Annotated in this window: 20 protein-coding genes; 6 read left to right on the forward strand and 14 right to left on the reverse strand. The window is 70.0% G+C overall.

The window, feature by feature from the left end; all coding sequences use genetic code 11:
* Positions 1–36 precede the first annotated feature (36 nt).
* From ACZ7OI_RS24105 to ACZ7OI_RS24125, 5 genes are all read right to left on the reverse strand, one after another.
* A complete protein-coding gene (locus ACZ7OI_RS24105; protein WP_470266423.1) occupies positions 37–705 on the reverse strand; it encodes a hypothetical protein in 669 nt (222 codons plus the stop codon).
* 85 nt (positions 706–790) lie between these two features.
* Positions 791–1336 carry a hypothetical protein gene (locus ACZ7OI_RS24110; RefSeq protein WP_470266424.1) on the reverse strand — a complete coding sequence of 182 codons (546 nt, stop codon included), beginning with the start codon at positions 1334–1336 and terminating at the stop codon, positions 791–793.
* A gap of 227 nt (positions 1337–1563) precedes the next feature.
* Positions 1564–2886: a hypothetical protein gene (locus ACZ7OI_RS24115; RefSeq protein WP_470266676.1), complete on the reverse strand. Its 1323-nt coding sequence runs from the start codon at positions 2884–2886 to the stop codon at positions 1564–1566.
* Between the two features lie 235 nt (positions 2887–3121).
* The gene (locus tag ACZ7OI_RS24120) at positions 3122–4492 is read right to left on the reverse strand and encodes a cystathionine beta-synthase (protein WP_470266425.1); all 1371 of its coding nucleotides are present in this window, start codon (positions 4490–4492) and stop codon (positions 3122–3124) included.
* A gap of 33 nt (positions 4493–4525) precedes the next feature.
* Entirely contained in the window at positions 4526–5428 is a 903-nt protein-coding gene (locus ACZ7OI_RS24125) for a pentapeptide repeat-containing protein (protein WP_470266426.1), read from the reverse strand.
* A 120-nt stretch (positions 5429–5548) separates the two neighbouring features.
* Between ACZ7OI_RS24125 and ACZ7OI_RS24130 the strand changes: the two genes are divergently transcribed.
* The gene (locus tag ACZ7OI_RS24130) at positions 5549–6769 is read left to right on the forward strand and encodes an acetyl-CoA C-acetyltransferase (RefSeq protein ID WP_470266427.1); all 1221 of its coding nucleotides are present in this window, start codon (positions 5549–5551) and stop codon (positions 6767–6769) included.
* A 59-nt stretch (positions 6770–6828) separates the two neighbouring features.
* Here ACZ7OI_RS24130 and ACZ7OI_RS24135 read toward each other — a convergent pair whose 3' ends face one another.
* Positions 6829–7302 carry a MarR family winged helix-turn-helix transcriptional regulator gene (locus ACZ7OI_RS24135; protein ID WP_470266428.1) on the reverse strand — a complete coding sequence of 158 codons (474 nt, stop codon included), beginning with the start codon at positions 7300–7302 and terminating at the stop codon, positions 6829–6831.
* A 51-nt stretch (positions 7303–7353) separates the two neighbouring features.
* On the opposite strand from ACZ7OI_RS24135, the gene ACZ7OI_RS24140 reads away from it, so the two are divergent.
* Positions 7354–8727 carry an MFS transporter gene (locus ACZ7OI_RS24140; protein WP_470266429.1) on the forward strand — a complete coding sequence of 458 codons (1374 nt, stop codon included), beginning with the start codon at positions 7354–7356 and terminating at the stop codon, positions 8725–8727.
* Positions 8728–8780: 53 nt separating this feature from the next.
* Here ACZ7OI_RS24140 and ACZ7OI_RS24145 read toward each other — a convergent pair whose 3' ends face one another.
* The 4 genes from ACZ7OI_RS24145 to ACZ7OI_RS24160 all read right to left on the reverse strand — a co-directional run bounded on the left by ACZ7OI_RS24145 (position 8781) and on the right by ACZ7OI_RS24160 (position 13550).
* The gene (locus tag ACZ7OI_RS24145) at positions 8781–10313 is read right to left on the reverse strand and encodes a DHA2 family efflux MFS transporter permease subunit (protein WP_470266430.1); all 1533 of its coding nucleotides are present in this window, start codon (positions 10311–10313) and stop codon (positions 8781–8783) included.
* 185 nt (positions 10314–10498) lie between these two features.
* Entirely contained in the window at positions 10499–11776 is a 1278-nt protein-coding gene (locus ACZ7OI_RS24150) for a YeeE/YedE family protein (protein WP_470266431.1), read from the reverse strand.
* A gap of 149 nt (positions 11777–11925) precedes the next feature.
* Positions 11926–12543: an LppU/SCO3897 family protein gene (locus tag ACZ7OI_RS24155; protein WP_470266432.1), complete on the reverse strand. Its 618-nt coding sequence runs from the start codon at positions 12541–12543 to the stop codon at positions 11926–11928.
* Between the two features lie 146 nt (positions 12544–12689).
* The gene (locus ACZ7OI_RS24160) at positions 12690–13550 is read right to left on the reverse strand and encodes a Bax inhibitor-1/YccA family protein (protein WP_067575829.1); all 861 of its coding nucleotides are present in this window, start codon (positions 13548–13550) and stop codon (positions 12690–12692) included.
* 320 nt (positions 13551–13870) lie between these two features.
* Between ACZ7OI_RS24160 and ACZ7OI_RS24165 the strand changes: the two genes are divergently transcribed.
* From ACZ7OI_RS24165 to ACZ7OI_RS24180, 4 genes are all read left to right on the forward strand, one after another.
* The gene (locus ACZ7OI_RS24165) at positions 13871–15370 is read left to right on the forward strand and encodes a SpaA isopeptide-forming pilin-related protein (RefSeq protein ID WP_470266433.1); all 1500 of its coding nucleotides are present in this window, start codon (positions 13871–13873) and stop codon (positions 15368–15370) included.
* 18 nt (positions 15371–15388) lie between these two features.
* On the forward strand, positions 15389–16099 hold the full coding sequence (locus ACZ7OI_RS24170; RefSeq protein WP_470266434.1) for a class F sortase: 711 nt from the start codon (positions 15389–15391) through the stop codon (positions 16097–16099).
* 239 nt (positions 16100–16338) lie between these two features.
* Positions 16339–18330: an SDR family oxidoreductase gene (locus tag ACZ7OI_RS24175; RefSeq protein ID WP_470266435.1), complete on the forward strand. Its 1992-nt coding sequence runs from the start codon at positions 16339–16341 to the stop codon at positions 18328–18330.
* A 120-nt stretch (positions 18331–18450) separates the two neighbouring features.
* Positions 18451–19620: a cell division protein DivIVA gene (locus ACZ7OI_RS24180; RefSeq protein WP_470266436.1), complete on the forward strand. Its 1170-nt coding sequence runs from the start codon at positions 18451–18453 to the stop codon at positions 19618–19620.
* A gap of 284 nt (positions 19621–19904) precedes the next feature.
* On the opposite strand, the gene ACZ7OI_RS24185 is transcribed toward ACZ7OI_RS24180, so the two are convergent.
* The 4 genes from ACZ7OI_RS24185 to ACZ7OI_RS24200 all read right to left on the reverse strand — a co-directional run bounded on the left by ACZ7OI_RS24185 (position 19905) and on the right by ACZ7OI_RS24200 (position 22529).
* Positions 19905–21227, reverse strand: a complete 1323-nt coding sequence (locus ACZ7OI_RS24185; RefSeq protein ID WP_470266437.1) for an amidase — start codon at positions 21225–21227, stop codon at positions 19905–19907.
* Between the two features lie 10 nt (positions 21228–21237).
* The gene (locus ACZ7OI_RS24190) at positions 21238–21873 is read right to left on the reverse strand and encodes a response regulator transcription factor (RefSeq protein WP_344279883.1); all 636 of its coding nucleotides are present in this window, start codon (positions 21871–21873) and stop codon (positions 21238–21240) included.
* Positions 21874–21975: 102 nt separating this feature from the next.
* Positions 21976–22239, reverse strand: coding sequence for a hypothetical protein (locus tag ACZ7OI_RS24195; protein ID WP_470266438.1), 264 nt, complete (start codon positions 22237–22239; stop codon positions 21976–21978).
* A complete protein-coding gene (locus ACZ7OI_RS24200; RefSeq protein ID WP_470266439.1) occupies positions 22236–22529 on the reverse strand; it encodes a WXG100 family type VII secretion target in 294 nt (97 codons plus the stop codon). Before ACZ7OI_RS24200 ends, ACZ7OI_RS24195 begins: the two co-directional genes overlap by 4 nt.
* Between the last annotated feature and the right edge of the window lie 234 nt (positions 22530–22763).

Genomic DNA, 22763 nt, shown 5'->3' on the forward strand with positions numbered 1-22763 from the left:
GGCTGCCGGTACAAAACCGCACCGGCAGCCCCGCGGTCACCAGCTCTGCGGCGGCGCGTACGCACCCTGCTGAGCGGGCGCGTCCGGACGGTAGTTGACCCAGTCGGCGGTCGGCTTCACGATCGCCAGCACCAGGGTCGCGATCGGCGGGATCAGCCCGATCAGGGCGCCGCCGATGCCCGCGCCCAGGATCTGCGCGCTGCTTCGGCTGGTGTGCAGGCCCGACGTCGCGGCCGAGGCGACGACGACCGACACGATGCCGAGCGCGATCGTCAGCCCGCAGCCGATGATCGTGCACAGCCGCGCGGACGGCTTGTGCAGGAACAGGCCGATGCCGCCGTAGAACAGCAGGCCGACGAGCACCGCGTCGACGACCAGCGTCAGGTAGAACTGCCAGATCATCGTGCTGATGTTCGAGATCACCACCACCGAGGCGACGACCCCGATGATCGCGAAAACGCCGCCGAGGATCGCGAGGATCCCGGCGATGATCGCGGTCGCGCCGTTCGGCTTCGGCTGGTACACGCCAGGCCCGCCGGAGTAGGCCGGGTACGGCTGGCCCGCGCCAGGCGGAGCGAACGGCTGCTGCGGCGCACCCGGGTACGGCTGCGCCGGCGTCGGCTGACTCGCCGGGTACTGCTGCCCGGGAATCGGGCCGCTCTGCGGCTGCTGGGGCTGGCCCTGCGGGTTCTGGGGGTAGGTCACGGGGAGTCCTCGGTATATCTGTTCCCGCCGGGCGGCGGGTGGAATTCCTGTATCGTGCCAGGCTTGCCCCTCTTTCGGGGCGGAATTACCACTGTCGCGAGGGTGACGAAGCAGGCACCACGGGTACGCGATAACGCAGGTAGCCGAAGGTCCGCGGCAACCCCGCCAGCACGAGCACCAACAGCACCGCGGCCGCCAGCGCGACGCGGTCGAGCGCGGCGAAACTTTCGAAGCGCAGCAACGTCCGGAAATATTCGCCGTACGCCGGGGAACCGCCGAGCGCGGGCTCCAGCAGAAGCGCTCCGAGGGCGAGCAACGCGCCCGCGATAAGCAGCACCGCGCCTGCTGTCGCACGGAAAAAGGTCGCGATCGCGCCGATCAGCAAGACCAGCGAAGCACCCAGGTACGCACCGAGATCGGCGAGCGTCAACGGCGAGAGGTCGCCGAGGCTGAACCCGGACGGAATGTCGAGGAACAGCCTCGCCGGAAGATAGCCGGACGTCACGGCGGCGACGAGCCCGAACAGCCCGGCGGCGATCGCGGTGCTCCCGTTCGGCCGGTACGGCACCGGATCCGCCACCGACGATTCCCGTTCTCGCTGCCGTGCCGGAAGTCCGTGCAGGCCGCTCACAGGAGGTCCCCCTCGGGCTGGGAAGGCGATTCGGACGGCGCTCACCCTAGCCCGGAAATACGCGGTTGGGGACCGGCGCGAGCGCATGTGCGCCGCAATTCCCCCGGCTGCCGGAACGGTCGGGAAAAGGCCACCACCTTTCCGGGAATCCCGCGAAAAACGGACCGGAAACGACGAAGGGCGCCGCCGTCGTGAGACGGAGGCGCCCTTCGCGGAAATTCAGCGGCTCACCACTGCTGCGGCGGCTGCTGGCCCGGCTGGCCGTAACCGGGAGGAGGCTGCTGCCCGCCCGGCGGCGGGTACTGGCCCGGCTGGCCGAAACCGCCCGGCTGCTGCGGCGGCTGGCCGTAACCCGGCTGCTGGCCCGGCTGGCCGTAGCCAGGAGGCGGCTGCTGCCCGAAGCCCGGCTGCGGGAAGCCCCCGCTGCCCGGGTTCGGACCGCCCGGCTGCGGGAAGCCCCCGCTGTTCGGGTTCGGACCGCCGGGAGGCGGGAAACCGCCGGGCTGCGGCTGGCCGAAGCCCGGCTGTCCGCCGCCGAAGCCGCCCGGCTGCTGCGGGCCGCCGGGGCCCGCCGGGCCGCCGGGGCCGCCCGAGGACGCACCGAGGCCGACGTACTGCGAGGTCGCCGGGATGATCGCGACCACGCCGACGATCAGGATGATGATGCCGAGGATCAGCGTCAGCATGCCGCCGCCGCTCGTCGCGCTGGAACCGGCGCCGCCGTACTTGTCGGCGAAGGCGCTGCTGACCGAGGTCCCGGACTTCGCCAGGATCGAGAACAGCAGCAACAGCACGCCGCCGACCAGCACGGCGATCGGGGCGAGCTTGCGCATCACGGCCGCCCGCGAGGCCATCGCCAGCGCGACGCCGCCCGCGAGCGCGACCACCGCGCCGACCAGGATCATGATCACGTACAGCCAGAGCGTGCCCGGCGAAGCGAGACCGGCCTCGTCGAACAGCTTCTGGTACCGGCTCGAGCTGTCGTACAGCTTCGAGTAGTCGCTGGTGTCGCTCATGTAGCTGAACGAGACGATCAGCGCGATCAGGGCGAGCACCGCGGTGACGCCGCCGGCGATGTAGCCGTACAGCGCGTTGCCGCCGCCGCTCGCGGGCGCGGCGGACGCGCCGAACGGAGCGGGCTGGCCGAAGCCCGGCTGACCCGGCTGCCCGGGCTGGCCGAACGCGCCCTGCGGCGGAGCGCCGAAGCCGCCCTGGTCGTACCCGCCCGGCTGGCCGAAGCCCTGCGGCGGCTGACCCGGCTGGCCCGGTTGCCCTGGCTGGCCGAAGCCCTGCGGGGCGCCGAAACCGGCGACCGCGGCCGGGTTGTCCGCGGCGCTCGGCGGCGGGGCGTACGGGATGTTCTGCGGCTGCTGGCTCGGCGGGACGAGCTGCGTCGACTCGGCGTTGCCCTCGGCGCTCACGGGGTTGACCACCTGGGTGGCGTTCGCGTCAGCCGGCTGTCCCGGCTGCACGACCTGCGTCGGTTCCGGGGTGTCGCCGAACGCGCCGCCGCCGTGGGAAGGCTGCTGCGGCTGGCCCGGCTGGACCACCTGGGTCGGCTCCGACGCGCCGAAGGGACTGTCCTGCTGCGGTGTAGGACCACTCGACGGGCCCTGCGGCGGCTGCTGTCCGCCGTCCCAGGGCTGGTTCGGTGGCTGCGGAGCACTCATGTGGGTCTTGAACCCCCTTGACGAGGACGCGAAAAAGTTCTATTCGGCCGTAACGCTATCGGATGCCCGGCCAGGACGCGCGCAGACGCCCCGGCCGGCAGCCGTGAGGTTGGACCTACCGGCCCGCGAGGAAGGCGAGCAAATCGTGCCTGGTGACGACGCCCGCCGGCTTGCCGTCGATCAGCACCAGCGCGCCGTCGGCCCCTTCGAGCGCCTTCATCGCGGCGCTCACCTGCTCACCAGCCCCGATCGTGGGCAGCGGCGGCGACATGTGCGTCTCCAGCCGGTCGGCCAACTGGGCCTTGCCGGTGAACAGCGCGTCGAGCAGGTCGCGCTCGTTGACCGCGCCGACCACCTCGGCGGCCATCACCGGCGGTTCGGCGCTGACCACGGGCATCTGGCTCACGCCGAATTCCGCCAGGATGGCCACCGCCTCGGCGACCGTCTCGTTCGGGTGCGAGTGCACGAGGCTGGGCAGCGCACCGGACTTGCGGGTGAGCACGTCGCCGACCGTCGCGCCGGAGGAATCCGGCGGAAGGAAGCCGTAGGACGACATCCAAGCGTCATTGAAGACCTTGGTGAGGTAGCCGCGGCCGCCGTCGGGCAGCAGCACGACCACGACGTCGTCCTCGGTCAGTCCCTCGGCCAGCTTCAGCGCGGCGGCCACCGCCATCCCGCACGAACCGCCGACCAGCAGGCCTTCCTCGGTCGCGAGCCGGCGCGTGATCTCGAACGAATGCGCGTCGCTGATCGGGATGATCTGGTCCGCGACGTTCCGGTCGTAGGTTTCCGGCCAGAAGTCCTCGCCGACGCCCTCGACCAGGTACGGTCGTCCGCTGCCGCCGGAGTACACCGAGCCCTCGGGATCAGCCCCGACGACCTGGACGCGGCCGTCGCTGACCTCCTTCAGGAACTTGCCGGTGCCGGAGATCGTGCCGCCGGTGCCGACGCCCGCGACGAAGTGGGTGATCTTGCCGTCGGTCTGCTTCCAGATCTCCGGGCCGGTGGAGTGGTAGTGGCTGGCCGGGTTCTCCGGGTTGGCGTACTGGTTGGGCTTCCAGGCGCCCTCGATCTCGCGTACGAGCCGGTCGGACACGTTGTAGTACGAGTCAGGGTGCTCGGGCGCGACCGCGGTCGGGCACACGACGACGCGGGCGCCGTACGCGCGCAGCACGTTGCGCTTGTCCTCGCTCACCTTGTCCGGGCACACGAACACGCACTGGTAGCCCTTGCGCTGGGCGACCATGGCGAGCCCGACCCCGGTGTTGCCCGAGGTGGGCTCCACGATCGTGCCGCCGGGGCGCAGTTCTCCGGAGGCCTCGGCGGCCTCGATCATCCGCAGCGCGATCCGGTCCTTCACGCTGCCGCCCGGGTTGACGTACTCGACCTTGGCGAGCACGAGCGGCTTGAGCCCCCGTGTAAGCGAATTCAGCTTGACCAGCGGGGTGTTGCCCACGAGGTCCACGATGTGTTCTGCGTACTCCACGCGACCAGCCTAAACAGGCGAGGCCCGGACGGGCTAGCTCGGGACCAGGCGGAGCCAGCCGTCGTCGCCGGGCTCCTCCGTCCATCCGGCGGGCCAGCCGCGGCGGTAGCCGGGTTTCGCGAGGGCGCCGGCCAGCCGGACTTTCGCGTCTCCGGCGAATTCCGCATGCTGTTCGAACTTCGCGCCGCGGAATGCGTCGCGTTCGCCTCCGATGACGACGCCGCGGAAGTCCGCGCGTTTCTCGAAGGTCGCTTCGGTGAAATCCGCTTTGGTGCGGAATTCGGTGTGACAAAACGTCGATTCTTCGGTGAACGTCGTTTCGCGGCAGACGATGGAACGGATCCGGCAGTAGGTGAGAGTCAGCTCGACGAGCCGCGCGCCGGAGAAGTCGAGGTCGATGTCCGGCCAGTACGACCCGTTCGGCTCCTCGCCGCCGCCCGGGCGAAGGTGCAGCATCAGGATCCGCTGCGCGGCCTTGCGCACCTGCACCTCTTCGGCCGTGCCGTCCAACGGCATCCGCAGGTACGCGCAGACGACGTTGACGATGGTCTGCCGCTGGTCCGCGTGGTCCTGGGCGAGCCGTTCGAGCGCGTACAGTCCGGCCAGCCGGACCGGGGCCTTGTCGCTGCCGAGCTGGTCGGCGGCCTTGCCGTACATGTCGGTGATCCGGCGCTGGGTCGCGTCGTGGTCCTTCTGCTCCAGATCCAGCTCCGCGGACCGCTGCCGCCGCGCGGCGAGCAGGAGCGCGGCCGCGCCGCCGGTGCCGACGACGATGCTCGACGCCGTCCGCAACGCGTCGAGCCGCGAGGAATCCGCCGGGGTGCCGCCGCCGAGCAGCCACAGCAGCAACGCCGCCGCGACCGCCGCGAGCAGCACGATGCCGGTCCCCCACCACGCGATCGTGCGCGTGGACAACACCCGGTTGCGCTCTGTCACGGCGGGAATCCTCCCACGGGCGCAAGGTGGTGCATGTCGCCTTCGGCTTTCGGACGGACGCCGGACGCGGCAAGATGGTGAGCAACCGCTTAGCGCCGCCGACCCGAGGATGTGTCTGTCATGCCCGAAGCCGTCATCGTCTCCACCGCCCGCTCCCCGATCGGCCGCGCCGGAAAGGGCTCGCTGGTCGGGATGCGCCCCGACGACCTGGCCGTGCAGATGGTGCGCGCGGCGCTGGACAAGGTGCCCCAGCTGGACCCGGCCGACATCGACGACCTGATGCTCGGCTGCGGCCTTCCCGGCGGCGAGTCCGGCTTCAACATGGGCCGCGCGGTGGCTGTCGAACTCGGCTACGACCACCTGCCCGGCTGCACGATCACCCGGTACTGCTCCTCCAGCTTGCAGACCACCCGGATGGCGCTGCACGCGATCAAGGCGGGCGAGGGCGACGTCTTCATCTCGGCGGGCGTCGAAGCCGTGTCGCGGTTCGCCAAGGGCAGCTCCGACTCCTGGCCGGACACGCACAACCCGCTGTTCGCCGACGCCGAGGCGCGAACCAAGGCGACCGCCGAGACCGGTGCGGACAGCTGGCAGGACCCGCGCGAGAACGGGCAGCTCCCGGACGTCTACATCGCGATGGGCCAGACCGCGGAGAACCTCGCGCGGCTCAAGGGCGTCACCCGCGAGGAGATGGACGAGTTCGGCGTGCGGTCGCAGAACCTCGCCGAGAAGGCCATCGCGGACGGCTTCTGGGCCAAGGACATCACGCCGGTCACGCTGCCGGACGGCACGGTCGTGTCGAAGGACGACGGGCCGCGCGCGGGCGTCACGCTCGAGGGCGTGTCCGGGCTCAAGCCGGTCTTCCGCCCCGACGGCCGGATCACCGCCGGCAACTGCTGCCCGCTCAACGACGGCGCGGCGGCCGTCGTGATCATGTCCGACACCAAGGCGCGCGAGCTGGGCCTGACGCCGCTGGCGCGCGTCGTGTCGACCGGCGTCACCGGGCTGTCGCCGGAGATCATGGGCTACGGACCGGTCGAGGCGTCGAAGCAGGCGCTGTCCCGCGCCGGCCTGTCCATTTCGGACATCGACCTGGTCGAGATCAACGAGGCGTTCGCCGCGCAGGTCATCCCGTCCTACCGCGACCTGGGCATCGACCTCGACCGGCTGAACGTCAACGGCGGCGCGATCGCGGTCGGCCACCCGTTCGGCATGACCGGCGCGCGGATCACCTCGACGCTGATCAACTCCCTGCAGCACCACGACAAGCAGTTCGGCCTCGAGACGATGTGCGTCGGCGGAGGCCAGGGCATGGCGATGGTTCTGGAGCGGCTTTCCTAAGCCCAGCAACGAAAAAGGGCCGTTCGCGAGGTTTCGCGGGCGGCCCTTTTCCGTGCGCGTCAGCGGTTGAGCTGGTTTTCGAGGCGGAGCAGGTAGCCCGCGAACCGGTGCCGGTCGGCGGGCGACCAGTCGGCGGTCAGCTCGTCGAACGTCTGGCGCTGCCATTGATGGGAACCGGCGAGCAGTTCGCGACCGGTCTCGGTGAGCTGGAGCGAAGCGCGGCGGCGGTCCTGGCCCGAAGTGGCCCGGACGAGGTAACCGGCCGCGGTGGCGTCTCGGACCATGCGGCTCGCTCCGGAGTGGTCTAGGCCGAGGTGGTCCGCGACGGTCGCGACGGTGACCTCGTCCGTGCGCGTCCCGGCGGTGTCGACCGCCTCGACGGCGAGGATGTGCTGCACGTGCCGCATTTCGCCGGTGAGTTCGGTGGAGGTGCGCAGAATCCACCGCCGCGACCAGTACCGGACCAGGCGGAACAGAGCGGGCCCGGCTTCGGTCAGAGGCGCGCTGGCTGGCTTGTCGTTCGAGGCGGTCACGTCCGCACCCTACCTTGACTGCATGCGATACGCACGCATAACGTGTGCGATATGCATATATTCTCGCGGCTGGCTCACCGCCGCACCGCCGCGTTCGCCGCGCTCCTGATGGGCATGCTGATGGCGGCGCTGGACACCAACGTGGTCGTCGCGGCCTTGCCGTCGATCGGGACTGACCTGGGGAATCCGGGTGCGGTGGGCGGGGTGACCGCGGCGTATCTGCTGGCGGTCGCGGTGGCCACGCCGGTGCACGGGAGTCTCGGCGACCGCTGGGGCCGGCGGAGGATGTTCGTCGGCTCGGTCGTGGTCTTCGCGGTCGCCTCGCTCGGGTGCGCGCTGGCACCGAACCTGACCGCTCTGATCGGTTGGCGCACGGTGCAGGGCCTGGGCGGCAGCGGGTTGATCGTGGCCGCGGTCGCCGCGATGGCCGAACTGTTCGACCGGACGGAAATGGTGCGCAGGCAGGGTTGGCTGACGGCGGTGTTCGCGGTGTCTTCGATCGGCGGCGCTCCGCTGGGCGGGCTGCTGGCGGCCAGCGCCGGATGGCCGTCGATCTTCCTGGTCAATCTTCCGGTCAGCGTTGCGGCTCTGGCGTTGGGGATCGGGTCGGTGCCCGGCAAACGCGACCATGCGGAGCGGCGCGGGTTCGACGTGGCCGGCGCGATCCTGGTCGCGATTGTCGGCGGCAGCATCGTCGTTCTGGGCAGCAGCGACACGCTCGCCCGAAATCCAGTGGCAGCGCCGGTGCTGATCGCGGTCGCGCTCGCGGGAACGGTGGCGTTCGTCCGGGTCGAACGGCGCGCGGCTGCTCCGCTCGTTCCGCCTCGGTTGTTCGCCGACCCGGGTGCGGCCCGCGCCATCGTGGTCACCTTGCTGACCGGTGTGGCGTTGTTCGGCAGCTTCACCTACGTGCCGTTGGCCATCAACGGCGGAAACCCCGCGGCCACGGGATTTCTGTTGCTGCCCATAAGTATCGGGCAACTGGTGGTCACCAGCGGGTTCGCGTTATTGGCCCGACGGTGGCCGCGCGTCACTGCTTGGGGCAGGCTCGGCCTCGTCCTCGGCGTCGCGGGATTGCTCTGTACAGCTTTGATTCCGCTGCTGGCTCCGGGCGGATTGCGTGTGCTGGTTGTGGTTGTCGGATTGGCGTGCAGTGGTGCCGCGCTGGGGTTGTCCATGCAGGCGTACACGCTGCTCGCCCAGTCCAGGGTGCCGAAAGACATCATCGGGGCCGGAATGGCGACGCTGACCTTCGCCCGCCAGATCGGCGGATCGCTGGGCATCGCGGTGTTCGGGTGGATCACGCTGGTGATCGACACCAGCGTGGCGTTGCCGATCGTGTTCCTTCTGGCCGCTGCCGCACTGCTGGCCGGGATCGTCCTCGCGCCCCGAGCCGCGCACGACCCGGTCCCGGTGTCCCCATAAGGAAAGGGCCGACCGCGAGCGCAACGCGGACGGCCCTTTCTTCAGGTGAAGCGTCAGTGCATCAGCACCGGCGGAGCGACCTCGCCGGATTCCGTCGCCGTGGGCACGACGCGCTTCTTCGGCAGGAACAACGCGGGCACCAGGCACAGCGCCAGCAGGATCGTGCCCCACAGGAACGTCGTCGCGAACGACTCGCCCGCCAGGCCGGCCGCGGCGTCGTGCGTGGCCGGGTTCATCATCGCCGCGGTGGCGACCAGCTGGCCCTGGCTCGTCGGGACGCCGAACTTCCCGGCGAGCAGCGCAGCCAGGATGATCGACATCACCGCGGACCCGATCGCGCCCGCGGTCTGCTGCAGGATGTTCGTCGCGGTCGAGGCCTTCGCCATGTCCTTGGACTGCAACGTCTGCAGCGCGGCCGAGGTGATCGGCATCATCGTGCAGCCGAGGCCGAGCCCGACGACGAACAGCGCGGCCAGCAGCAGCGGGTACGGCGTGGTCGCGGTGACCTGGGTGAACGCCACCATGCCGACGACGATCAGCACCAGTCCGGGCACCACGATCTTGCGCGGCGCGATCTTGTCCGCCAGCCGTCCGGCGACCGGCATCGACACCACCGCGCCGAGGCTCTGCGGCACCAGCAGCAGACCGGCGTGCAGCGCGGTTTCGCCGCGCACCAGCACGAAATACGTGGGCAGCAACAGCATCGCGCCGAAGAATCCGATGCAGAACACGGCCATCGTGGCCATCGCGACCGAGAACGACCGGTTGCGGAACAGCTTCAGGTCGATCAGCGGATGCTCCACTGTCCGTCCACGAAGGACGAACGCGACCAGCAGCACGAGCCCCGCCAGCGCCGGCAGCCACACCTCGAGCGCGGTGACGGTGCCGGTCGACGGGATCCGCGAGACGCCGAAGATCAGCGCCGCCAGGCCCGGCGACACCATCAGCATGCCGAGGAAGTCGAAGCGGCCGGACGGCTCCGGGTCGTCCTTCGGCAGCAGCTTCAGCGCGAGCAGGAAGGCGATCAGGCCGATCGGGACGTTGATGTAGAAGATCCAGCGCCAGCTCACCGAGTCGACCAGCCAGCCGCCCAGGATCGGGCCGCACATCGGGCCGAGCAGCATCGGCACGCCGAGCACGGACATCACCCGGCCGATCCGCTGCGGGCCCGCGGTGCGGGTCAGGATCGTCATGCCGGCCGGCATCAGCATGCCGCCGCCGAGGCCCTGCACGACGCGGAACGCGATCAGCGATTCGACGTTCCAGGCGAGCCCGGCCAGCATCGAGCCGACCAGGAAGGTGCCGATCGCGAGCAGGTACAGCCGTTTCGTGCCGAACCGGTCGGACGCCCATCCGGTGACCGGGATGACCGTCGCCAGCGCCAGCATGTAGCCGGTCGCGACCCACTGGATGGTGTCGAAGGACGTGGTGAACTGAAGGGTGAGTTTCTGAAGCGCGACGTTGACCACGGTGGTGTCGAGGATCGCCATGATGGCGCCGAGCACCACCACGGAAGCGACCTTCAGCACTCCCCGGTCGAGTTTGTCACCGGCATCCGGCGCGGCCGGAGTCGCTGGTGCGGACATGCGGAACCCCATCTGGTAGTGGTGAAGCGCAAGCCCGCGACGCGACAATACGACGGCGGTTCCCCCTTGCGCGCGCTCCAGACTAGCCGAGCGGCAAGCGGCGACGCAGCCTTTTTCGCTGGCGGAAGAAATACGTGGGGACTTTTCGCGCAGTCACGATGACCTGCGAGAAGCCCCCGTCCGGGTCAGCAGATACTGTCCGTGCGCGAAGGGTTGCCCAAACCGAACAACGGCCGCAGTTTCAGCCCGATCCAAGTACCGAACAGCGCGAACGCGCCCCACAGCCAGCCGTGCAGGCTGCCGACGGAAATTCCGCCGAGATACGCGCCGATGTTGCAGCCGTTCGCCAGCCGCGCGCCGATGCCCATCAGGATTCCGCCGAGAATCGCGGCGACGGCGGTGCGCCACGGGATCGAGCTGTGGATCTTCCACGCGCCCGCGGCCGCCGCGGCGACGAACGCGCCGATCATGATGCCGATGTCGGTGAGGCTCGTCTTGTCCTGCCAGATCGGCTTGGACAGCGACGTCGCGTTCGCCTTCAGCTGCCAGAACTCCCACTGCTCCGGGTGCAGTCCGAACACCTGGAGAATTTTCGCGCCCCACAAGCTGAACGCGCTCGTGACGCCCCAGATGCCGCCGGAAACCAGGTACACCGCACCGGCCAGCACGCCGAGCACTACCGCGCCGACGAGGATCGGCCAGGAGCCGCGGAAGATCCGGGCGAAGCCGCGCGCGCTCGGCACGGTGTCGACCGGCGGCGGCACGCGGCGCTTCTGCACCAGCCGGGTCGCGAAGACGATCGCGAGGAGCACCGCGATCGTGATCGCCCACGAGCCGAACCAGCCGACGTGATCGGAGAGCAGGAATCCGGAAACCTGCGGCCAGCCGGTGAAAAGCGGGTAACCCCAGGTGTAGAGGACCGATCCGGTGATGAAACCGCCGAGGGTCAGCACGATCGTCGACTGCCCGGCTCCGACCGCGAAGAGCGTCCCGGACGCGCACGCGCCGCCGAGTTGCATGCCGATCGCGAAAAGCGTGGCCCCGACGAACAACGCGAGCCCGATCGGCCCGACGTTGGACACCGGCACCGGTTTGCTGCCGAAGAGACCCGCGCCGGTGCCGCAGATGAGGGCGACGAGCGTCGCGGCCGTGCCGAGCAGGAGGGTGTGCGCGCGAAGGCCCTGGCCGTTGCCGACGGCGATCAGCTGCCGCCAGGCGGACGTGAAACCGAAGCGGGAGTGGAAAAGGGCGAGGCCGAGCAGCAGCCCCAGCACGAGCAGGACCCCGAATTTCGCGCCGTGCGCGGCCCAGACGTAGGCGGTCAGCCCGACCGCGAGCACCGCGGCTACGGCCAGCGGGACGATCTTGACCGGCTCCTCCGGCTTCGGCGCCGGAGCCTCGCAGGAGGTCGGGAAATCGAGCAGTTTTCGCTCGTCGACAGGGGAATCGGTGGTCGCCACCACGTCTCCTGGGGGTGTCGGGGATCAACGGGCCCGCCCGGCGGCGGGCGGCGATCCACGTTAGGTCCGCGCGGGCACCGCACGCAGCCTGTCCCACGGAGTGCGACGAACGGCCGAAACCGGGCGTCCGGACGGCCCCTTTGTACCGCCCCTCAGCTCTTGATGCAGATGGCTTCCTCCGGGTCGGAGTACCAGCGGGCGCTGGTCGAACCGCTGCCGTCGCACGCCGAACGGCTCTTCGCGCCGGGCACCAGCTTGACGATCTCCGCGTTCTTCTGCGGATCGGTGCACGGCACCTTCTGGTACGTCGTGGTGGCGGTCTGGAGCCCGGAGAGGCAATCCCCTTGCTGCACATTGGGAACGAGGCAGAGCACGCGGCGGTTCTTGCCGCCGGTGGTGTAGCGGTAGTAGTCCCCGTGCGGGCAGGTTCCGCTCCGGTTGGCGCGGACGACGGCGACCTTGACGTTCGCTCCGGGGTCGGCGCAGTCGACGGTTTTCGTCGTCGTGGTCGAGCCGGACTTCTCGATGTGCATGCAGTCGCTCGCGTGGGTGTTGCTGGTCGAGTTGCCGAACACGAAGAACCCGACGGCGACCCCCGCCCCCACGACCACCACCGCGACGGCGATCAGCACCACGATCCTGGTCGGGAACTTGCGCTCCGGACCTGACTGCGGCGGCATCCCGCCCGGGCCGTAATGCTGCTGGAACGGAGACGGCCCGTTCTGGCCGTAGCCCGGCTGCGGTCCGTGCCCGTGCGGGGGGACGCTCACGTGATACCTCGCAAACCCGAAAGAAAGATTCCGACCGGCACATCCAACACGACGGCCGCGGGGGCTCGCAGAGGTTCGAGGCAGAAAAACAGAAAAGGCGCTCCGCGTAACGCGGAGCGCCCCTTCCCGGAAACCTGTGCGAGAAGCTAGTCGCGCAGGTAAGACAGCAAACGCAGGATCTCGAGGTACAGCCACACCAGCGTGGTCATCAGGCCGAAGGCGGCGTACCAGGCCCACTTCGAGGGCATGCCGGCGCGGATCATCTTGTCGGCCTGGTCGAAGTCGAGCAGGAAGCTGAACGCGGCGATGCCGATGACCACCAGGCTGAAGACGATGGCCAGCGGGCTGCCGTCGCGCAGCGGGTTGAAGCCGAAGAACACCGCGGTGACCAGGTTGACCAGCATCAGGATGGCCACACCGGCGACCGCGCCGACGATCCACTTGGTGAGCTTCGGCGTGACCTTCACCGCGCCGGTCTTGTAGACGACCAGCATCGCGACGAACACGCCGGCGGTGCCGATGAGCGCCTGCAGGGCGATGCCCGGCAGGAACACCTCGAACAGGCCGCTGAGCGCACCGAGGAACAGGCCCTCAGCACCGGAGTAGACGAGCGTGAGCGGACCGCTCGGCTTCTGCTTGAAGATGATCACGAGCGACACGACGAGGCCCACCACGAGCCCGCCGATCAGCGCGCCGAGGAGCGGACCGCTCGGCGAAAGCCTGCCGAGGGAGTCGCGGACGAGCTGGGTCTGCGCCCAGACCGCCGTGAGCACGCCGATGACGAGCGCGACGCCGAGCGACATGCCGGTCTTGATGACGACGTCGTCGACCGTCATCGGACGGTCGGCGGAGGCGGTACCCATCTGCCCAGGGCCGTAACCCGGGACGCCGCCTTGGCCCTGCGGCTGGCCGTAGGGCTGGTCGAAGCCGACGTTCGGCCCGTACTGCCCGGTCGCGGCCGCGCCGCGCGGGAGATTGCGGAACGCCGGGTTGCTGCTGGAACGCACCTGTCCTCCTGGACTTTATGGCACCTTGCATCGGGTTCAACGACCGCGGCGGCTCGCTGGTTCCCGTTCGGGTAAAGCCAATTTTACTCATCACCCGCACGGGTGGGGCCACCCCCGTTACGGCCACCGTAGGCGATGAAGGTCACGACCGTTCACCGCAGGTCACCCGATGGTCTCTAGACAACTCCCCTGGTGACCCGCGAACCTTCACATCGCGTGTCCGGGAAGTGACCGAACGCGCGTCGGGGAGTTGTTCGATCAGGTGAACTGCGAAGACGCCGTTCAGGCGTCAGCGGGCACGTCGAAGGAGCCAACACACCATGGGGTGGATCTCACGCCCGCGCGCTCGCTGGCGCGCGGCCACCGGGCTGGTCGCGACCGCACTGCTCGGCGCACTCTCCGTAACCGCGATGGGGGCGACCCCGGCCGCCGCGGAGAACCCTCCTAAGCCGCCGGAGCACGTCGGGCACACGATCACTCTCAAGAACGAGCACACGGACTGGCTGGGCACCTACCAGGTGAACGGCAAGGACGTGTTCTGCGTCAGCTTCCACCTGAAGGCGCCGGACAGCAAAGAGGTATACAAGCCGGGCGACGAACTGCTGACGAAGTGGGGCACGAAGCTGCCCGCCGACGTCGCGGCCAACATCTCGTACTTGCTGCTGCGCTACGGCAACACCACGAACAACGACGAGGCCGCCGCACTGGCGCACCTCCTCCACTCGTGGACCGCGCCGTCGCGCACTCCCGGCGACACCGACCCGAGCCTGCCTAAGAAGGACGTCGCCTATCCCGAGGCCGACTACCTCAGTTTCCTCACGGCGGTTTCGCAGGCCGCGGCCGACGACGTGACCAAAATGAAGGCCGAAGCCGAAGCCAACCGCGGCCCGTGGACCGCGTCGGTCGCCGCGCCGAAGGGCGACCAGCACCTCGGCCAGCCCGCGACCTGGACGGTCACGGTGAAGAACTCCAAGGGCAAGGGCATCCCGGACGTTCCGGTGAAGCTGACCGCCACCGACGCGACGGTCGGCCAGGCGGACAAGCAAGCAGACGCGAAAAAGACGTCGGACTCCTCGTCCGGCAACTCCGCGCCGCAAGGCGCCCAGAAAGACAGCACGCTGAAGACCGACGCGAACGGCACCGTGACGGTGAAGGTCACGCCGACCGGCGACCAGCCGAAACTCGCCGCGTCCTTGTCCGCGCCCGCGGACAAGCCGACCGTGCAGAACCCGGTCAACCACAACGGCGAAGTGCAGAACGTCGTCGGCACCGGCGGTGAAAAGCAACTGACCGCGCAAGGCGTCGTCGCAGTCGCCAAGCCGGGCAAGGTGCAGGTCACCAAGACCGACGCCAAGACCGGCAAGGGCATCGGCGGTGCGACGCTGCGAATCACCGGCAAGGACCGCAAGAGCGCGGCCACCAGTCAGGACGGCAAGGCGCTCAACGGGCCCGACGGCCAGCCCGCCGTGGTCACCACCAGCGGCGACAACGGGACCGCGACCGTCGAGAACCTGTTGGCCCCGCAGGAGGTTTGCGTGGTCGAGGTGAACGCGCCGCCGGGCTACACCAACGCGTTCGACCCGAACAACCCGCCCGCCGCGTGCGGATCGCTGACGCCGGGCGGCACACTTGCGCTGACAGTGGCCAATACGCCGAACGAAGTGCCGCACGCGATTCCCGCCGGTGATCTGCCGGTGACGATGGCGAAGGGCACTGTCGAAACGAGCTTCTCCACGGGCGGCATCGCGGGTCTCGCGGCGCTGGTGCTCGTCGGTTCGGCGCTGGTCGGGTTCGCCGCTCGGCGGTCGGCCCGGCGGTAATCGAAAGCAGCAAGGGCAATGACCGGAAAAGGACGGCTGATCGGCGGGTTCGTGCTGGGCGCGGCAAGCGTGCTGGCAGTGGAACTCGCGACGGTCGTGATCAGTTCTCCGCCGACGACGGTGGTGGCCGGGAGCGCGTTCCCGGCCACCGCCGCCGTACCGGCTGCTTCCCCGCAACAAGTGGCTCCCGCGCCGCCGCCGTCGAGCAGTGCGGCGCCGCCTAGCAGTTCGGCCGCGGCACCGCCGCCTGCCGCGCCCGCGGAGCATCGGCAAGCTCCGGATCCGGGGCCGCAGGCGCCGGGCACGATCCGGCTGCCCGGCGGCGGGACCGCGGCGATGGTGCGCCAGGATCTCGGGCCGGGCAACACGCTTCCGGTGCCTTCGGACATCGGCCAGGCGGCGTGGTGGGGCGCGGATCTGGAAGCCGTCAGCGGCGCGAGCGTGTTCGCGGGCCACGTGAACTGGCGCGGCGCGACCGGCCCGTTCTCGGAACTGTGGAGCGAGCGCATCGGCGGCGTGGTGACGATCGTGGACCGCGCGGGCAAGACGAGCCGGTACCGGATTTCCCAGCTGGTCACCGTGCACAAGAACGATCTGCCGAGCCGCGCCGACGATCTCTTCGGGCAGGCCGGTCCGCATCGGGTGGTTTTGGTGACCTGCGGCGGACGCTGGATCGGCGGCAGCGACGGGTACGAGGAGAACCGCGTGGTGATCGCGGATCCGGCGTAAAGGTCCGCGCCGCCCGCGCGAGGGGTCCCCTCGTGCCCCCGCGAACCTGCGCGAAGGGTCCCCTCGCGCAGGTTTTTCGCCGTCTCCCTCCGCGCGAAAACCCGGCCCGACCTGCTGACCCCGCTCGTCGAGCTAAGTTACTTGCGAGTAACCTCACCCTGCCGCGTTGTGGTCAGGGCGGCGTCCATGCAGCAGAATGCCCATGGGTCCAGGCGGCGGCACGGCGGAGGGTGATGGAGATGGCGAAGTTCTTGGTGACGGGCGCGACCGGGTTGATCGGACGCCAGGTCACCCGGCAGCTGCTCACCCGGCCGGACGTGGAACGGGTCGCGCTCGTGGTGCGCGCGTCGTCGAGGGAGAAGCTGGCCGCGCTCGTCGACGCCTGGCCGCATCCGGACCGCGTGACGCTCGTGACCGGCGATCTCGGCGAACCGCTGATGGGAGTGTCCGAAACGGACCGGGAGGCGCTGCGCGGCGTCGACCACGTCATCCACCTCGCCGCGCTCTACGACATCACCGCCGACGACGAAACCAGCGTCCGGGCCAATGTGGACGGTACGCAGAACGTCCTCGACCTCGCCGCGGACCTCAACGCCGGCTGCCTGCACCACGTCTCGTCGGTCGCCGTCGCCGGCGACCACGAGGGACTGTTCACCGAGGACATGTTCGACGTCGGCCAGCGGCTGATCACGCCGTACCACCGCACCAAATTCGAGGCCGAGAAGCTCGTCCGGGAACAGCACGACGTGCCGTGGCGGGTGTACCGGCCCGCGGTCGTGGTCGGCGATTCGCAGACCGGCGAGATGGACAAGATCGACGGCCCGTACTACCTCTTCCCCGCGATCAGCAGGCTCGCCGGGCTGCCCGACGTCCCGTCCGCGGGCCCGGATCTGGGCGACACCAACGTGGTTCCGGTCGACTACGTCGCGAAGGCCCTGCTGGAACTGGTCGCCACGCCGGGTCTCGACGGCCGCGCCTTCCACCTCGTGAACCCCGAGCCGCAGCCGGTGGTGTCGGTCTACAACGCGTTCGCCCGTGCGGCCGGAGCGCCGACGATCACCGTGCAGCTCGGCGACAAGGTGTCGAAGGGAATCGTCGGGCTGGTCAAGCTCAGCGAGCACATTCCCGGGTTCACCATCGCCCGCGACGCGGTGCTGGAGCGGCTCGGCATTCCGCCCGTGCTGCTGGAAACGATGGCTTTCCCGTCGGTGTTCGCGTCCGCGGAAACGCGCAAGGCGCTGGCCGGCAGCGGTGTCGAGGTGCCCCGGCTCGACGAGTACGCCGCGACGCTGTGGCGCTACTGGCGCGAACACCTCGACCCGTTCCGCGCGCGCAAGCACGGTCCGCGCGGCGAACTGGACGGCCGCCGGGTGATCATCACCGGCGCGTCGTCGGGCATCGGACGGGCCACCGCGCTGAAGGTCGCCGCGGCGGGCGGGGTGCCGCTGCTGGTCGCGCGACGGCAGCACGAACTGGAAGAAGTGCGCGACGAGATCATCGCGGCGGGCGGCACCGCGTCGGTGTATCCGGCGGACCTCACCGACGAGGATTCGGTGCACAAGGCCGTGGACGCGATGCTCACCGAGCACGGCCGGATCGACATGCTCGTGAACAACGCCGGCCGGTCGATCCGGCGGTCGATCAAGCTGTCGTACGACCGGATGCACGACTACGAACGCGCGATGGCGATCAACTACTTCGGCGCGGTGCGGCTGATCCTGGCGGTCCTCCCGCACATGTCGGAGCGGAAATTCGGGCACATCGTGAACGTTTCCTCGATCGGCGTGCAGGGAATCGCGCCGCGCTTTTCCGCCTATGCCGCGTCGAAGGCCGCGCTGGACTACTTCTCCCGGATCGCGGCGACCGAAACGCACGGCGACGGAATCACCTTCACCACCATCCACATGCCGCTCGTGCGCACGCCGATGATTCGGCCGACCAAGATCTACGACGCCTTCCCCACGAAGTCGCCGGAGCAGGCGGCGGACATGGTGCTGAAAGCGCTGGTGCGGCGGCCGAAGCACATCGGCACCCCGGCGGGCCAGGCGATCGGGCTGACCTACACGCTCGCACCGGGGCTCACCGACGCGATCGCGTACCAGGGTTTCCGGATTTTCCCGGACTCCGCGGCGGCGGGCGGCAGCGGGAAACTGAAGATCGGCCGGGGCGACAAACACCTGTCCCGCGCGGCGATGGCGCTGGCCCGGCTGTCGCGCGGCTTCCACTGGTAGTGACGGCTTCGCGCGGCGGGTGAGGCCGTTCAGGCGAGATCGCCACGAAGAATCGACCCGGGGCGGTGATTCACCACTCCTGGCGGCACGCACGCCAGGTGCGCGGGTACGGTCGTGGGCATGGTTCCCGAGCGAGACAACGGCCTCCTCCCGCTGCGGCGCGAGTACACCGAAGCCTGGCGCGGCTTCGACCGCAACGAGGTGCGGCAGTACCTCGACCACCTCGAAGGTCAGCTGCACCGGCTGATCACCGACCGCGACGCGGCGGCCTCGCAGGTCGCCACGCTGTCGCGCGAACTCGAGGCGGCGCGCGGAGAGGTGTCGAAGCTGCAGTCCCGGGTCGAGGAGCTGCTGAAGCCGCCGGAGCGTCTCGAGGACCTGGACGAGCGGATGCAGCGCACCGTCACGCTCGCGCAAGCGCGGGCAGAGGAGATCACCAAGCGCGCACAGGTGGCGGCCGAGAAGCACTGGGCGTCGTCCACCGAGGCGTCCACGAAGCTGCGCGAGCGGTACCACCGCTTGGTCGAAGAGCTGGACAAGCAGGCTGAAGCGCTGCACTCGGAGCACGAGGCCGCGCTGAAGGAAACCCGCGCCGAAGTGCAGCGGCTGACGGTCGAGGCGGCGCAGCGCCGGGAACTCCTCGACAACGAGGCCGAGCGCAAGCGCCGCAAGATCGAGCGCGACTTCGACGCGAAGATCACCTCCGAGCGCACCGCGCACGAAAAGCTGATCACCGACCAGCGCACGGCCAGCAAAAACCAGGCCGAACGCCGCATCGCGGAAGCCACCGCTGAGGCGACCCGTCGCGTCGAGGAGGCGACGGCGGAGGCCAAGCGCCGGCTCGACGAGGCGACCACGCAGGCGGCCCAGCGCACCACCGCGGCGACGCGGAAGGTCGAGCGGCTCGCGGAGATCCGCGAACAGGCCCGCAAGAACCTGGCGATGGCCGACGAGGTGCTCGGCCGGAGCGAAGGTCTGCTGACGGCGCTGCCGTCGGAATCGGTGCTGCCTGCCGCTTCGAAGCTCGTTGGCGGGGACGACCCGGCGAAGCCGGACCCGTCGCCCGCGCCGGTGGAGTCGAAGGCTGCTCCGTCTCCGACGCCGAAGCCGAAGGCTGAGAACGGTTCTGCCGCGAAGGCCGCGACGGGGAACGGCTCGTCGGCGAATGGCGGCGCGGGCAAGGGCGGATCGACGGAAAACGCGGCTGGAAACGGCGCGAAGTCCGGGAACGGCTCGACCGGAAACGGCGCGAAGTCCCAGCCGCAGACGGCGGGCAAGCCGAGCAGCTGACCCGGGGCTCCCGAACCGCTGAGAACCAAGTCCGTGAAGGGCTCCTTGAGGGAATCAGATTCCCTCAAGGAGCCCTTCACGGACGTTCAGAGGTCTAAGAGGGCTACCTGCTCCGCGTTTGGCGCTAGGACCGAACCTCCCGCCCTCGCTGGGTTCTGCGGCCAAGTCCGTGAGGGCCACCTTCAGGGACTCTGATTCCCTCACGGACTTCAGCCGTCTGTGAGAGGTGCCTTCACGGGCTTGGATTCCCGCAAAAGCCCTTCACGGCGTGCAGGGCGGGAGCCCTAGACCGTCCGCGGCCAAGGGTTCGCCGACTCCAGCTCCGCCGCCAGCCCCAGCAGCAGCGGCTCTCCGCCGGGACGGGCGACCAGCTGCACGCACATCGCCAGGTCGTGGACCGGGTGCCGGGCGACCGGGACCGACAGCGCCGGGTATCCGGCCAGGTTCCAGGGGCCGGTGAACGACGCCACCCTCGACGACGGGACCGCGTTGGCCAGCCAGGATTCCCGGTGCCAGCGGCGGGCTTTCAACGGCAGCGTCGCCAAGGTCGGCGTCACCAGCACGTCGTGCGACTCGAAGAACTGGGCCGCGATCGCTTCCCATTCGTCGCGGGCCCGGTCGGTGACCAGGCGCGACGTCAGGCGGCCGAGGCCGACGTGGACGCGGGTTCGCGGTTGCAGGCGGGACCGGTCGAACGAGTCCGCGACCTGTTCAGCCGGGCCGGCGAACCAGCGGGCGACCAGGCCGCCCAGGGCGCGGAGCGGGTAAGCCGGGGTCGCGGAGACCACCTGGTGGCCGGATGAGCGCAGGAGATCGGCGGCCTGCTCGACGGCGGCGCGCAGGGGGCGCGGCAGCGGGGCGCGGGTGAACGGGACCTGGGTCGAGGTCGCGATTCGGTGCGGGCCCGGGGTCGCCGGGGTGGCCCAGTCCGGGCGGTCGGCCAGCACTGACATCAGGAGAGCGGCGTCGGCGGTCGTGGTCGCCAGCGGGCCGTGGGTCGAGAGGCCGAACCAGCCTGGGGTGTCTTCGCGGACCACGTCCCGGCCGGGTTTCAGGCCGACGATTCCGCACATTCCGGCGGGCAGGCGGATGGAGCCCAAACCGTCGGTGCCGTGGGCGATGGGGACCAAGCCCGCGGCGACCGCGGCAGCGCTGCCGCCCGACGAGCCGCCTGCGGTGAAGGCCGGGTTGTGGGGGTTGCGAGCGATGCCGTCCGGGTCGTCGCTGGTCGGGAAGATGCACAGCTCTGGCACGCGGGTCAGGCCGACGATCACGGCACCGGCTGCGCGCAGGCGGGCGGCGATCAGGCCGTCGGCGTCGGCCAAGGCGCGGGGGCCTGCTTCCGAGCCCCAGCCCATGTACTCGCCGGCGACCTCGGTGACGTCTTTGACCGCGACCGGGACACCGGCCAGCGGCAGCGAAGCCAGGTCCGGGCGGGCCGCGACTTCGGCGGCTTCGGCTCGTGCCTCAGCGAAGCGCACGCGGCGGAAAGCGCCGACGACGCCGTCCGCTGCCGCGATCCGGGCGAGTGCTTCTTCGGTCACCTGGACCGGGTCCAGCTCCCCTGCCCGCACTCCGCGAGCGATCTCTACCGCCGTCTGCGCCATGATCAGAACATTAGATCGCGCCGGCGCGCAGGGCATAGGCCACCGCGTGCGCGCGGTTGTTCAGACCGCATCGGGTCATCAAGCCGTACAGCACGTTCTTGACCGTCCGCTCCGAATAGCAGAGCTTCGTCGCGATCTCCTCGGTGCCGTAGCCCTCGGCGACCAGCCGCAGCACGTCGCATTCGCGCGAGGCCAGGCCGGACAGCGTGAGGCCGTTCGGTTCCAGCACGTCGCGGCGCATCCGCTGCACCTGCGCGAGCAGCGCGCCCTGCAGCCGCGGCGGCAGCGTCGCCGTGCCGTCTCCGGCGGCCAGCACCGCCGCGACCAGTTCGCCGCCGCCGGTTTCGCGGCGCGGCAGGATCGCGACGACGCCGCATTCGACGGCCGTCATCAGGTCGCTCTCGCGGAAATGGTCGACGACGATCACCAGATGCGGCCCGGTCAGCTGCTCGGACTGCCTGCCGAGCTCCCGCACCTGCGACAGCACCCGGTCGGTCACGTGCTCCTCCATCACGAGGACCACGTCCGCCTGGCTCGCCGCGTCCTGGCCGAGCAGGACCAGCTCCGGACGCGAACCCAGCAGGCTCGCGGCTCCGGCCCGGGTGATCGGGTCCGAGGCGAGCACTGCGACCTTGACGAGCTTCACGATTACCCCTCCCACATTGCCTGGACGCAGTGTGTCGGGCGAGACTTCACGTTTTCTGGCGCGCTCGTGAAGGCTGGTGAAGAAAACCGGAGTTACCGCAGTTCAGCGGCCTCTTTTCGGGTCTTCGGCGGAGATCTCGCGGAAGGCTTGTGCCGCCCGGTCGAGGCATTCGGGCATCCGGTCCAGCGCGGTCGACCACTCCCGTTTGGCCTCCCGGTAGGCCGCCCGCGCCGCCGCGGGCCAGCCGGCCACGTCGGGCTCCACTGTGGACTCCAGCTCGGCGAGCACCGCGCCGAGGTCGCCGGTCGTCCGGCGGATCCGGGACAGCACCTCGGCGGCCTGCTCGAAGCCGGGATCGCCGCTCATCGCCGGTCGGCGCACCGCAAGCGCTCATTTGAGCACTCGGCGGCCGGAGACGCGGCGGCACCGCGCGCGACGTCCGCGAGATCTGCCAGACTGCCCAGAATGCGATCGAACTGCTGCTCCCAATCGTTCATCGCCTGGCCGAACCGGACCGACGCCTCGCCGCGCCACGACGCCTGCAGCGCCGCCATTTCGCTGTTCACCGCGGCGAAACAGGCGTTCGCGGCGTCGATCGCCGCCTCGAACCTCGCCGCTTGTTCGGGCAGGCCCGCCGGGGCCGGAACCGGGTCCACGCCTCCTCCTCACCGTTCGCACGTCCCGACCGCGATCGAGCGCGCGGGTTCCTCATCGAGGCTGCCGCAGGGATTCCCGTCCGGAAACCGGGGCGCGGACCGGATGCCCCTTTGTCACGGGAGGTGTGCCTGCCGGACCGCCCGGCCGGTTTGCCCGGCGTTCACCGGCGGGCCGCCCGCGCGACGCTGTCTACCGGACAATTCGCTGGACAAGACCGGCAAAAGCAACCTGGG

This window comes from Amycolatopsis sp. NPDC114503 (assembly GCF_055633655.1).

Bases quoted from the DNA above. Each gene is read 5' to 3' on its own strand.
- ACZ7OI_RS24130 (WP_470266427.1), top strand. From the start codon at position 5,549: ATGCCCGAAGCCGTCATCGTCTCCACCGCCCGCTCCCCGATCGGCCGC.
- ACZ7OI_RS24140 (WP_470266429.1), top strand. From the start codon at position 7,354: ATGCATATATTCTCGCGGCTGGCTCACCGCCGCACCGCCGCGTTCGCC.
- ACZ7OI_RS24145 (WP_470266430.1), bottom strand. From the start codon at position 10,313: ATGTCCGCACCAGCGACTCCGGCCGCGCCGGATGCCGGTGACAAACTC.
- ACZ7OI_RS24165 (WP_470266433.1), top strand. From the start codon at position 13,871: ATGGGGTGGATCTCACGCCCGCGCGCTCGCTGGCGCGCGGCCACCGGG.
- ACZ7OI_RS24170 (WP_470266434.1), top strand. From the start codon at position 15,389: ATGACCGGAAAAGGACGGCTGATCGGCGGGTTCGTGCTGGGCGCGGCA.
- ACZ7OI_RS24175 (WP_470266435.1), top strand. From the start codon at position 16,339: ATGGCGAAGTTCTTGGTGACGGGCGCGACCGGGTTGATCGGACGCCAG.
- ACZ7OI_RS24180 (WP_470266436.1), top strand. From the start codon at position 18,451: ATGGTTCCCGAGCGAGACAACGGCCTCCTCCCGCTGCGGCGCGAGTAC.
- ACZ7OI_RS24185 (WP_470266437.1), bottom strand. From the start codon at position 21,227: ATGGCGCAGACGGCGGTAGAGATCGCTCGCGGAGTGCGGGCAGGGGAG.
- ACZ7OI_RS24195 (WP_470266438.1), bottom strand. From the start codon at position 22,239: ATGAGCGGCGATCCCGGCTTCGAGCAGGCCGCCGAGGTGCTGTCCCGG.